This window comes from Flavivirga jejuensis, from assembly GCF_030540765.1.
GTDB lineage: Bacteria > Bacteroidota > Bacteroidia > Flavobacteriales > Flavobacteriaceae > Flavivirga > Flavivirga jejuensis.
On the sequence record NZ_JAUOEL010000004.1, the window covers coordinates 59,952 to 72,572 of the forward strand.

Below are 12,621 nucleotides of genomic sequence, written 5' to 3' on the forward strand. Positions count from 1 at the left end.
ATTTTAAATGCAATTGCAGTTTTCTTTTATTATTCCAGTTTATAACCGTCCAGACGAAATACAAGAACTTTTAGAGAGTTTTTCTGTTTTACAAGGACAGACGCCTTTTGAGATTGTTATAGTAGAAGATGGCTCAACGATAACGTCTAAAGAGGTTGTTGAAACATATAAAGAAACCCTTGATATATCTTATTTTTTTAAAGAAAACTCAGGACCAGGTGATTCAAGAAATTTTGGTATGCAACATGCCAAAGGTAATTATTTCATCATTTTAGATTCCGATTGTATTTTGCCAGAAAACTATTTAACAAAAGTTGAAGAAAGCCTGGAAAAGAACTATGTAGATTGTTTTGGTGGCCCAGATGCAGCACACGACTCGTTTACAAACCTCCAAAAGGCTATTAATTTTTCAATGACATCATTTATTACAACTGGAGGCATACGAGGAAATAAAAATAGTGTTGATACGTTTCAACCGCGAAGTTTTAATATGGGACTTTCAAAGGAAGCCTTTATAGCTTCAAAAGGTTTTGGAAGGATTCACCCAGGAGAAGACCCCGATTTATCTATCAGACTTTGGAATTTAGGCTATAAAACCAAGTTAATCCCCGAAGCTTTTGTATATCATAAACGTCGTATTTCATGGAGTAAATTTTATAAACAAGTACATAAGTTTGGATTGGTACGGCCTATTCTAAATAAGTGGCATCCATCTACAAAAAAAATCACCTATTGGTTTCCTACCGTTTTCTGTTTAGGGTTTATAATGTCATTATTGCTCATTTTTTTTAATTTTAACTGGGGTTTGATAGGGTATATGTTGTATTTTGTAGTTGCATTCATGTTAGCTTTAATACATACTAAAAGCTTAAGTGTTTCTGTGTTTTCCTTGGTAGCCATAGTTATTCAGTTTTTTGGATATGGTTACGGATTTTTAAAGTCGACGTTTGCTGTTTCAATACTTAATAAAAAACCAGAAACGTATTTCCCCGAATTATTTTTTAAATCGAAATGATAAAAAAGTTAAAAACCGAAATATTAATTTTAATAAAAAACAAAAGAATAAATGTGTTTATTTTATTTTTATTGTTTTCGTTTATTATTTTAATATTTTCTAAGCTATCCAAAGAGTATACCAATACGATGGCTTTTGATATTGAAAAGATAAATTTATCTGAAGAGCATGTGATTCTAAATGATTCTGTAATGCTAAATATTACTTTAAAAACACATGGATTTAAATGGCTTAAGTATTATATCTCTAAGCCAAAGATTACGATAGATTTTAGTAAAGATGTGGATAAAGAGGAAACCGTTTTTTTATGGAATAAATCTAAAGCATATTTAAATAATACCCAGTTTGATGAGCAAGTAGAATTACTTAATATTTCGCCAAAAAGATTAACTTTTAGGTATGATGTTAACTTGGTAAAAAAAATACCAGTTAAGTTAAATGCCGCTGTTAATTTTGAACCAGGTTATAATGTATCAGATAAATTAATTTCAGAACCAGATTCGATAGTTGTTATAGGGCCAAATATAGTGGTGTCTAAAATTAACTATTTGGAAACAGAAGACGTTATTTTTGATAATGTAAAATCAAATTTAGCAGAAGCTACTAAGCTAAAACTACCCGAAAATAGATCTGATTTAAAATTTTCTGATAATAGTGTTATTATAAAGGCTCATGTAGAAAAGTTTACAGAAGGCACACTAAAAATACCAGTAAACATTATTAATGTTCCAAAAGGCATAAAGATAAAGTACTTCCCAAAAGAAGTAAATGTCTCTTATTATATTAGTTTGGGGCATTTTAATTCGGTTACAAATAAAGATTTTAAAGTTGTTTGCGATTATACTAAAACTAAAGGAAACCAATCTCTTTTAGTGCCAGAATTGGTTAAATTTCCAAATAGAGCTAAAAACGTAAAAATTAATCAGCAGCGTATAGAATTTATAATTACAAAATGATTATTGTAGGACTTACAGGTGGCATAGGAAGCGGAAAAACAACAGTTGCAAAACAGTTTAAGAAGTTAGGGGTTCCTGTTTATATAGCAGATGTTGAGGCTAAAAATCTCATGAATAAGTCTAAAATTATTAAAAGAAAACTTATTCAGTTATTTGGAGATAAAGCTTATATTAATGATACCTTAAACAAGCCTTTTATTGCAGATATTATTTTTAATGATAAAAACTATTTGCAGAAGATGAATGATATTATTCATCCTAGAGTAGCTAAACATTTTAAAAATTGGGTGTTAAAACAAGACGCGCCTTACCTAATAAAAGAAGTAGCTATTTTATTTGAAAATGGTGGACATAAGTCTTACGATTATATTATTACTGTTACAGCTCCAAAAGATTTACGGATAAAACGCCTGTTAATGCGGGATAACACCACCAAGGAGAAAATTCAAGCCATCATGAAAAACCAATGGAGTGATGAAGAAAAAATAAAACATTCGCACTATGTTATTGAAAATACAGCTCTTGAATTAACTCAAAAACAGATTGTTAATATTCATGAAAACATTCTTGAAAGTGTTTAAAAAGAAGCGATTTTAACATTTTTGTTAATGTAAGGTTAAAAGGGAAGTGTCATAAATGTTAAAATGTTAATTTTGGATGGTGAGTAAAAAAATATTTATCCTATTAATAATACTAATGAGTTTATCACTTATTGGTATTATATCTATTCAAGCTTACTATATTAGTAATTCTGTAAAAAATGAAAAAGAAAGATTCGATTTTACTATTAAAGGAGCACTTAGTTATGTTTCTAATACTATAGAGAGTAATGAATCAGAAAAATATTTTTCGAAATATTTAAGCTTAGATAAAGAGAAGAAGGCAGATGAAGAAACTGTTTCTCAGTTGTTAATTTATCAGAAAAATAATAACACAAAAGAAACGTATGTTTATAGTGCCAATATTTTTGAAGAAGATTATAAATTATCTTCGTCGCTCCTTGACATTGGTTTAGATATTGATAGTGTTGGAATTAAGAATATAATAGGTCATTCAAGTACAGAGATCTATAGTAATTTTGATCTATCTGAAAAAGATATTTTGCAAAGCCCTATTTCTAAAATTATAAGAAGTGGGAGCATGGATGATGCGCAACGATTGAGTTTTGAAAAGAATTTTAAAGAAATTTCAAAAAGAAAGCCAATACATAAAAGGGTTTCAGTAGAAGAAATTCAAGATATGTTGTTTGAGAAGCTTAGAAAAGAATCTATTGATATAGACTTTGAATTTGCAATTTATGATAATGATTTAGCGACAAAAGTACATAGCGATGGTTTTGAAGACGATGTAAAGTCTACTTATAAAGTGCCTATTTTTTATGATGAAAACAATCAAAGCCTTTATAAGCTTTTGGTTAATTTTCCCGATGATAGAGAGTATATTTTATCATCAATAATAGGCATGATATCATTATCAATAGTTTTTACATCTATTATAATAATAGCCTATTACAGTGCTTTGTATCAACTTTTAAAACAGAGAAAGATATCAGAAATAAAAACGGATTTCATTAATAATATGACGCATGAGTTTAAAACACCAATTGCAACTATTAATTTGGCTTTAGATGCCATTAAAAATCCAAAGGTTATAGATGATAAAGATAGAGTGTTACGATATCTTACTATGATAAAAGAAGAGAACAAGCGTATGCATGCTCAGGTTGAAAATGTATTAAGAATATCAAAATTAGAAAAAAATGAACTTAATATTAGTAAAGATAGGGTAGATTTACATGAGTTAGTTGATGATGCTATTACACATGTAGAACTTTTAGTAGAAGACAGACAAGGGTATATTAAGACCTTTTTTGAAGCAGATAAAACTTCGATATTAGCTAATGAAACTCATTTTACCAATGTTATTGTTAATGTTCTGGATAATGCTATAAAATATTCTCCAGACGCGCTAAAAATAGAAGTGTATACCGAAAATATAGGTACGAATATATTACTAAAAATAAAGGATTATGGTAGTGGTATGAGTAAAGCTGCTACTAAAAGAGTATTTGAAAAGTTTTATAGAGAACACACAGGAAATATTCATAACGTTAAAGGTCACGGTTTAGGCTTGTCTTATGTTAAACGTATTGTAGAAGACCACCAAGGTTATGTATCTGTAGAAAGTGAAAAAGAAAAAGGAAGCACATTCACTATAAAGCTTCCACTAATATCATAAATTATGGAAGACCAAAAAAAAAGAATTTTGTTAGTAGAAGACGATCCTAATTTCGGAACCGTTCTTAAAGATTATTTAATGATGAATGATTATGAGGTAACTCATGCTAAAAACGGAATGGAAGGATTCGAAAAATTCAAAAAAGATGATTTCGATTTATGCATTTTAGATGTTATGATGCCTTATAAAGATGGTTTTACATTAGCAAAAGAAATAAGAGAGAAGAATACAGACGTCCCAATTATTTTCTTAACTGCTAAAACAATGAAAGAAGATGTTTTAAGAGGTTATAAAGTTGGTGCAGATGATTATTTAAATAAGCCTTTCGATAGTGAAGTCTTGTTAATGAAAATTAAAGCAATTATACAACGCAAAGCAACCGAAACTATTTCTGATAGTAAGCAATTTGAATTTAAAATTGGAGGTTTTGATTTGAATTCAAAATTACGTTTTTTACGTTTTAATGGCGGCGAACCAATAAAATTATCGCCTAAAGAAAATGAATTATTGCGTTTATTAGCGTTACATGAAAACGATTTAATGCCAAGAGAACTAGCACTTACCAAAATATGGCGTGACGATAATTATTTCACATCCCGCAGTATGGATGTTTATATCGCAAAGCTGCGTAAGTATTTAAAACTAGATGAAAAAGTAGAAATATTAAACATACATGGCGAAGGTTTTAGATTGGTAATAAATACATAATAATACCTAGCTGTTGTGCATTTAAGATAAAAATCTCAAAATCAATTAAATGGTTTAGAAATAACTCTGATACTTTGGTTGTGGCTATAGAATTATCAAGCTTACATATGATATTAATAATCTTTAAAAAGTAAGATACCTTCCCTAAATGCACAACGGGTTAATACCTATCTAATTATAAAAGTAAGCTATAAATAATTTGAATTATATTTTGTTCAGATAAGATAGAAAATGCTATCATAGTTTTACATTATGTTATTGGTCTAAAATGCAGTTAAAAGGATGTACTTTAGTGTATGTCGCTTTTAGCTTATATAAACTTTTGACACGAACCAGCCTGCTGGCTGGCAGGTTTCAAGAATTTACTGGAATTCAGTTTTACAATATTTATTCTTTTATTTCGGTATAATTACGAAAGAGACTTTTAGATTGCCAAAATGAATCTATGGACTTCCTGTCCATGGGTTAGTTTACAAAGAGTTCTTTTCTCTCCAGGATATATGTATTTTTTTTTCTAGCCAAGGCAATCGTATGGTACTAATAGGCCAGGGGAGATAATCTAATAAAACATCTATACCAGCAGATTGAATATTAATTAAATACACTTCTTCTCTAGTATTTAAAGTACCTTGACGCGTTAAAAATGTATTTCGGAATCCTTCTATACTTAGAGTTCCTAATTTCTGCCATTGATGTATAGCAGAAGAGATTAAACTATCTACTAATTGTTTTTCTTCTTCTTCCAAATCTTCTTTAAAAAGAGGAAAGTTTAGAGGCAATCCAGATAATAACTTCATTGCTAATAATGCATGCTCATCTATATAATCAGTATTTCCAGTTGCTAAATAATGTAAAATTATTACTCCTTTATTTTTAGCTTTATCATCACGATATTCTTTTTCTATCGGATTCCACAAGTGTAATCTTTCAAAGAGTATCGGTAAAAATTTCCATAACAATATGATTCCAGCATTGGGTAGGATAATGGATTCTGGTATGTCATTGGTTTCGGTAGTGTTTTTAGGAATTAACTCGTTTTTAACGGTTTCAGGTATATTTTGTTGTATTGTATTTACGTTGTGATTTAATTGTAATAAAACCATTCCTTTATATAGCTCAGGTAGTGTTTTACGATGTATATATATCGTATCATAATATACAGTAACGAGGTCATTAAAAGGAATTTTTTTATACCGTGATAATTCCAGAAATAAGGTTTGTAAATACAAAGTAGTCGTTTCAAATTTATAGCGATTTACTGCTTTCCAAATAAATAAACTTGTGAGTTTGTAATCGTTGAATGTATATACTTTTAAGTGGTGTTCTAAAACACCAAGTTCTTTAAAAATTGCTAGTAATTGGTCTTTAATTTCAGGAAATAAAATGTCGACCCAATGCGTGTATAGCTGTGTTAATGTTGATTTTGATACATTTTTTTTATAAAGTATTTTGTCCAATAGATTTACAAAACGAGTTGGTTTGGTCTGTAATTCATTTTTGAGCTGTTTTATATTATAGATTGATATTTTTTTAGACCAATTAAAAAGTTGCTTCTCGATAAAATCCTCATCAGTATAAAACATTTGGGATTGCAATGCTGATTTAGATATTGCAGACAAAATTATTGTTTGCCATATTTCAGCCTCTTTTTGTTCTTTAAAAGCTGTTAAGGCAGCGGTATTAAAAGTAAGAGGGTGTAATGAATATTGATGAGGCATGCCAGTCCAAAAGGTGGTTAGTTTATCAGAAGAATCCGAAAAAAACAAAGGCCGTGAATTCCAAAGATATTTCCAAAACTGACTTCCATCTGGTAAGACCCCAAAGTGTTTAGAAAATAGATTTTGATCTCTAACATATAATGGCGAAAATAGATTTGCTAAAGCATGTATTGCGGATACGTGTGTTGTTCTTGGTAAAAACCATTGTATTAATAGCTGTCTAAAGTTAGTTACTTTGGATATCTGATTTACAGTCTGCCAAATAGTAACGGTATTTTTATGCTTTTGAAAAAAGATGACTATTTTTCTACGGGCTTCTGTATTTGTTTTTGAATGCCTTAGAAATGTTTTTAAATCTCTATAGTTAGACCACCAAGGGAATTCCTGATGATCTAAATAATAAAAAAGCACTGAGGTCCAATGCGTTATTTCAGCTTCTTTAGACCCTATTTTTATAGGGTTAGGAATGTGTGGGTTTGTCTGTAAAATATACTGAACCAAAATATCTAAAGTTATATTTTGTTGTTGCGCTATTTTAGAATTTAAAAATTGAGTTATTAGGGGTTGGTTTTTTAAGAAAGACACTATTTTTTCTTCAGTTTTTGATGTAATAGGAAATTCTTGTATCAATGTTTCAATATCCTTTATTCTCGCCCAATTAGGGAGCTCTTGATGTTTTATATAGTATAATAATAGTTTGCTCCATGCTTTGGGAGTCATACTTTGCTTTTTTGTAGTCGTTTTTAGGAGGGGAGTTGGTGATTTGGACCCTTTTAAATTTTTATCTTTGCTAGCTTTTAAGATAGATATAATAACATATAATTCCTTTGCTTTGCGAAAAGAAGAGTTAGGGTCTAGAGTGTCTAAAAATAATTGTAACAAAGTATTGTAAGCGATATCAAAATGCTGTGCTAGTTGTTTAATTTGGTTTGCTACAAATTGTTTTTTACTAAAATTATAGCCTTTTTTTAATAAAATATAAGACAGTACAAAAGAGTATATTGCTTTTTTAAAATCTGTTAACTTGTCGGTTAGCGATTGTAATACAACTACAGATATACTACTTGCTATAAAATGAAGAATTATTGTTTTATCTTCGGGTTCAATATATCCAATAATCTTATGTATTTTTTTTTCAGGTAATGTGTTAGCAAGTTGTTTAGCAAAATCGGATTGTCTATGCTGTTTTTTTTGCATCCCCTTTGTTATATCTTTTAACTCTCTTTTATAAAAAGGATACCAATCATTTAATAGTATGATATAGTTTACCCTGTGTACTTCTTGAGCCATATAATTTTCTAACACTGGACTATATATACCATATCCTTTATGGCGATAGCCTATATACTGTTGTTTCCATTGGGAAATCGTGTTAAGTGCAAATAGCGTATTTAATAATGCATCTAATGCAGGTATTGTTATGGTTTCATTGTTTGCAGGAAAACATCCATATTTTAAAAAGTATAGTACTAATGTGCTAGTTGGAATTGCTATAGATGGGGTATATATAGTATCCTTTTCTTTTTCTTTAAAAATAGCATCCTTTTCTTTTGACATTAGTTTATGATAAGCATTAGCACTTTTATATACATACTCTTGCTTTTGTGTATAATCAATTCGATGGGATTTTTTTATGAATTCTTGAAATCTAGATACAAATTGTGCTAAATGAAATTGAGAGTTTGATTCTTGTAAAAAATAGGCATATGCATAGCGAAACAAAAAATCTTTAAACTGCTTCTCAGTGATTGATGATGAAAATTGAGACGCCATCATTTTGTAAAATACCTCAAAATATGACCGTTTTTTTACCACATAAGATTCTATAGATGCAAAAGGCAAACTAAGCAAAAGTAATTCCTGTTCTTTTTGAGTAAGGGTGCAAAACATTTTAGTTTTTAGTAAAGGGGATTGAAGTATATCTTCTTTTTTTAAGTCTTTAATTACTTGTGCAAACCATGTAGTTCTGTCTATGTTATTTTGAAAAATAATAGGTTCATTAAGAGTATCATAATCGGAAAGTATAGCAGTTAAAAACTTTGTCAAGTCTTTGTCTTTAAGGTGATATAATTTTTTTCTTAGGTGCATAACTACATATTGGGGAGAAAACCTCGAGTTTTTTATATGGATAGTTAAGTGTCTTGAGATAAAAGAAGTAAGGGGAAGAGTTTCTCGTTTAGAATCTAAGACCATAGCTAGTAGATCATACCAAAAATCGAGGTTTTTTGTTTGTTTAATGGTATTTCTTTGTGGGTTAGGGAACCCTGCTTTTTGTAAAAAGGAATAATACTTTTGTAAAGAGGATACAGAAGGATGTAGTAGAGCTAGTGCTACCAGTTCCCATAATTTTATTTCAGTAAGTTGATAAACCAAGCGTTTAAGCATGATTTCCTGAAATGTATGTGTTAGTTTATTTAATAATGTTTTCGGATGTTCGCGTATGGCTTGTTCCCATAAATCGTTAAAATTATGAGTCACTGAGTAAGGGTAATAGCCTTTTTCTAAATAGAAGATTAGAGTGGTTAGTGTATCTTCTTTTGGAAGTACTGTAATACACTTTTTTTGAGAAGCCTCAAGCGTTTTACAATAGGTCTCTAAAAATATAGTCAATGCCATTTCTACCAAGGGCAAAAATTGATGGGTAAACTTATGTTGTGGTATGGGAGGTAAGGATAATTGAATTTGAGGAATCTCTAGATTCTGTGTTTTAAACTTGTTAAATACTTTATCTAATACCGAAAAAAGCCCTGTATCATAGAATTGCATGAGCTTATTTTGCAAAGGTTTATGCAGAGCTTTATCCGTTATTTGTAATTTACATTGTAGGGTATCTATATAATGATATGGCATCTTTATTGTTTTGCGACTTCAAATGAATTTATGAGTATTTCATAAATTCATTTGAAGTAGACTCCCGTTTATAAATTAAAAACTGCGTAAAGCTTTAGAGCCCATTATATCAGCTTCTTTTTCTAAGCCTGGATTGTCATTGATAGCTTGTCCTTTAAAACTCATAGTAGGACGCACTCTTCCTTGTTTTTGTTGTACAACATGCCATGCCTCGTGAGCTAAATGTTTTTCTTGTCCTGAACCCATATGTATTTGATTCCCTTGTGCATAGGCATGAGCATTAAGTTGAGCGGGTTTAGGGCTATTATAATGCACTCTAACATCGCTCATATCTATTCCACTAAGGTTTTCTATTCCTTGTTTTAACTGGTTTGGCATACCCGTTTTGTTGGGTGTTTCTTTTCGTTGTACGTTAGCTATACGATGATCCATTTTGAGGTTGGTGATGTATGCTGTATTATCATTGTTATGTTTTTGCTTATACATGTTTTTTGTTTCTTTTTTATAGTTTAATTGTTAGAGATTTGCTTTGCATTTTACTGGTCTAAATTGTAGTGTTTTTAATATGTGTTCACACGAATTCAGTTTTACAATGCTTATTCCTTTTCTTTTGTTATGGTATTTAACGAAGCAGACTTTCAGCCTGCCAAAATGAACCTATGAACTTCCAGTACTTATGGCGGTTTATTTTTTGTGCTTAATACCTGGTAAGCCTGTCTCGTGGTCGTTTATTATTATAGCAAGGTACCGTCATAATGTTGTTTAAATAAGGGTAATTCTATGGCTTTATAAATTACAGGTAGTAGTACGCATTTATAAAGGATATTGTTCCGAAAAGATTTGATAATTGTTGTAATACTTCACTATACAAAACACCCGAATTAGCTTATGTTGTTGGTTTCGAGTGTATTTATTAACGATAAGGGGAAATGTATAGTGAAGTAGTTACATGCTACTAATCAGGTATTTTTTAAAATTGAAACCCTTTGTATTTTTTTGAAATATTTAAATTCAATTGGTTTTTTTGTTGTTCCAAGTATTGGTAAAAAGTTTCAAACTTTTGCATGTCGTCATAAGGCAATGCATAAAATGTTGCATGTATGTGTGCGGGTAGTAACTCCACGGCTTGTGATTTTATAAATTCTTTAAAACTATTATTTTGCATGTCTGCTGTCCAATCTGGAAAAAATAGACTAATTGTAAAATGAGTGTTCTTTTTAACCAGAAAATTTTCTAACATGTAAAAACCCTTAGATTTATAATTTGTTTTTACAATTGTTTCGCAATAAGTCGTTATTACGTTTTTGGCTTTTGTTTTTGTTTTTCGTTTCCCCAGGTATAATTTAGTAGTATCAAGAAGTAACCATATAACAAAATATTTTCTATCTTTTTCAATTTTGTAATACTTAGCTTGAGTGCCTTTTAACAAGATTTCTGTTATAGGGAAATTTTTTATATGCCTGTTCTTTTTAAGGAGATTAATTTTAAGTAGTTGTACAGGGATCGTTAAACTCCATAGCTCAAAATCTGGATAGCCTAAAAACAAGTGTAACCATTTACAGGCTATAGCTGTATTGGAAGTTCCCCATTGAGGTTTGTTTAAATTAGCACCAGCACTTCGGTTTGCAGTTAGTAAAGGTAAATCCTGTAAGCATTTTTCCTTGACAGCAATTCTGGACAATAATTGATCTTTTATATTTTGTGTTTCAGTATACTTAGGGAATTTGATATTAAAGCGTGCTAACAAGTGGTCTAAAATAAGGTTTCGTTGATTTAGAGCTTCTTTTGATAATTCAGTATAGGGTTGCTGAGTTATTGCCGTATATGAATCTTCATAGATACTAAAGAAAGAGGACGTATTTGAAAGTTTTTTAGAAGCATTTTCTAAAAAGGTATTCATGATTTGCAAATAAGATTCTAATTGTTGACGCTGCTGTTGTTCTTCAATACTACTGTGTTTTGGTAAACTTTGATGGCCTAAACCAAAGATGTTAGGTAAGTCATAATTTATAGGTAGAAGGGAAGCGATATCCCTTTTTGTACCTACGAGTTCTTTTTTCGTTTTTTCTTGTAATTGTATCTCGTAGTTTCGATTTTGTCCTTGTTTTAACGAAGTCGTATGTAACTCTATTTGAGAACTGTCTGCTTCTAATTTTATTCCCCTTTGGAAACAATGCATTTTATGTTCTGTATCCGTTGCTATAAATTGAGGTAAAAAATAATCTAAGGGAATGGTCTCTGTATATGCCTTCCCATCTATATATACTTTAAAATTAGTTACTTTTAAAACGCCTTCATCAATTTGGAACAGTACCTGAGCGAGTTCTTCTATTTCAATATTTTTAGGGAATGCTTTCAACTGATTTTTGTCAAAATGACCGTGGAGGGTTTTAGGACCATTATAGATTTCGTCAATAGGAATTCCTTTATCTAATAACTCTTCTTCTGTAAATCTTTTAAAAGTAGGATTTAGAAAGACTTCTTCTAAACGGTAAAAAAAAGCAGCAAGCATTTTATTAGGGACTGATTCGTTAGATAGTTGAATATCAGCATGTATATGAGCATTTTTTCTATTTAGAAAAAGAATTTCTTGTACGTTTTCGCCAAGATTCCTATGACTAGCCATACAATCTTCAGCTTTTTGTATAATATCTTTTTTGTTAAATTGTATTTGGTCATCAGCCAGCAGCCAAACTTTGTAACTTCCTGTAAACTGCTGCCTCTTATTTTTTATAGCTTCTACCCATACATTATTAACAATAGGTGCTAATTGATCTATTAATAATATTCTATAATCGGTTAAGGTAATAGGGTGGGTGGAAAAAATCTCTTGCTTTTCATAGAGGGCGTTTTCATGTAAATGAAACTTTTTATTGGGTACAGATTGTAAAATGTCTGTGATAGAAAAATTACTTTTATATCCCAATTCTGTGATGACATAACAGAGTGTTTCCAAAAGTATAAGTCCTGGATCATGGGCATTAAAATTAGTCCATAGGTGACCACATAATTGTTGTATATAATGAATACCTTCTTTTCGTAATTCAAAAAAACTGATACTAGGATCGGTATTTTTTGTTCTTTTTATAAATTGAGTGTTAACTGGCATTTTAATGTAGTTTAGAATGATTTATTG

At 30.2% G+C, this 12,621-nt stretch carries 8 protein-coding genes; 5 read left to right on the forward strand and 3 right to left on the reverse strand.

The window, feature by feature from the left end; all coding sequences use genetic code 11:
• The first annotated feature begins 7 nt into the window (after positions 1-7).
• The 5 genes from Q4Q40_RS11920 (at position 8) to Q4Q40_RS11940 (ending at position 4,917) form a co-directional block, all read left to right on the forward strand.
• Positions 8-1,015, forward strand: a complete 1,008-nt coding sequence (locus Q4Q40_RS11920; protein WP_303302044.1) for a glycosyltransferase family 2 protein — start codon at positions 8-10, stop codon at positions 1,013-1,015.
• Complete coding sequence (locus Q4Q40_RS11925; protein ID WP_303302045.1) at positions 1,012-1,971, forward strand: YbbR-like domain-containing protein; 960 nt, start codon at positions 1,012-1,014, stop codon at positions 1,969-1,971. Before Q4Q40_RS11920 ends, Q4Q40_RS11925 begins: the two co-directional genes overlap by 4 nt.
• Positions 1,968-2,552, forward strand: coding sequence for a dephospho-CoA kinase (gene coaE, locus Q4Q40_RS11930; protein WP_303302046.1), 585 nt, complete (start codon positions 1,968-1,970; stop codon positions 2,550-2,552). The genes Q4Q40_RS11925 and coaE overlap by 4 nt, the downstream gene beginning before the upstream one ends.
• 115 nt (positions 2,553-2,667) lie before the next feature.
• Positions 2,668-4,209 (forward strand): sensor histidine kinase, encoded by a 1,542-nt coding sequence (locus tag Q4Q40_RS11935; RefSeq protein ID WP_303302047.1) that lies wholly within the window; start codon positions 2,668-2,670, stop codon positions 4,207-4,209.
• 3 nt (positions 4,210-4,212) lie between these two features.
• A complete protein-coding gene (locus tag Q4Q40_RS11940; RefSeq protein ID WP_303302049.1) occupies positions 4,213-4,917 on the forward strand; it encodes a response regulator transcription factor in 705 nt (234 codons plus the stop codon).
• Between the two features lie 470 nt (positions 4,918-5,387).
• Here Q4Q40_RS11940 and Q4Q40_RS11945 read toward each other — a convergent pair whose 3' ends face one another.
• The 3 genes from Q4Q40_RS11945 to Q4Q40_RS11955 form a co-directional block, all read right to left on the reverse strand.
• Positions 5,388-9,485: a contractile injection system tape measure protein gene (locus tag Q4Q40_RS11945; protein ID WP_303302051.1), complete on the reverse strand. Its 4,098-nt coding sequence runs from the start codon at positions 9,483-9,485 to the stop codon at positions 5,388-5,390.
• Between the two features lie 75 nt (positions 9,486-9,560).
• Positions 9,561-9,971 (reverse strand): eCIS core domain-containing protein, encoded by a 411-nt coding sequence (locus tag Q4Q40_RS11950; protein ID WP_303302053.1) that lies wholly within the window; start codon positions 9,969-9,971, stop codon positions 9,561-9,563.
• Positions 9,972-10,455: 484 nt separating this feature from the next.
• The gene (locus Q4Q40_RS11955) at positions 10,456-12,594 is read right to left on the reverse strand and encodes a baseplate wedge protein (protein WP_303302055.1); all 2,139 of its coding nucleotides are present in this window, start codon (positions 12,592-12,594) and stop codon (positions 10,456-10,458) included.
• Between the last annotated feature and the right edge of the window lie 27 nt (positions 12,595-12,621).

What these genes read in the sequence shown, in the direction of transcription:
- Q4Q40_RS11940 (WP_303302049.1), top strand. Translation starts at nt 4,213, where the DNA reads ATGGAAGACCAAAAAAAAAGAATTTTGTTAGTAGAAGACGATCCTAAT.
- Q4Q40_RS11955 (WP_303302055.1), bottom strand. Translation starts at nt 12,594, where the DNA reads ATGCCAGTTAACACTCAATTTATAAAAAGAACAAAAAATACCGATCCT.
- coaE (WP_303302046.1), top strand. Translation starts at nt 1,968, where the DNA reads ATGATTATTGTAGGACTTACAGGTGGCATAGGAAGCGGAAAAACAACA.
- Q4Q40_RS11935 (WP_303302047.1), top strand. Translation starts at nt 2,668, where the DNA reads ATGAGTTTATCACTTATTGGTATTATATCTATTCAAGCTTACTATATT.
- Q4Q40_RS11920 (WP_303302044.1), top strand. Translation starts at nt 8, where the DNA reads ATGCAATTGCAGTTTTCTTTTATTATTCCAGTTTATAACCGTCCAGAC.
- Q4Q40_RS11945 (WP_303302051.1), bottom strand. Translation starts at nt 9,485, where the DNA reads ATGCCATATCATTATATAGATACCCTACAATGTAAATTACAAATAACG.
- Q4Q40_RS11925 (WP_303302045.1), top strand. Translation starts at nt 1,012, where the DNA reads ATGATAAAAAAGTTAAAAACCGAAATATTAATTTTAATAAAAAACAAA.
- Q4Q40_RS11950 (WP_303302053.1), bottom strand. Translation starts at nt 9,971, where the DNA reads ATGTATAAGCAAAAACATAACAATGATAATACAGCATACATCACCAAC.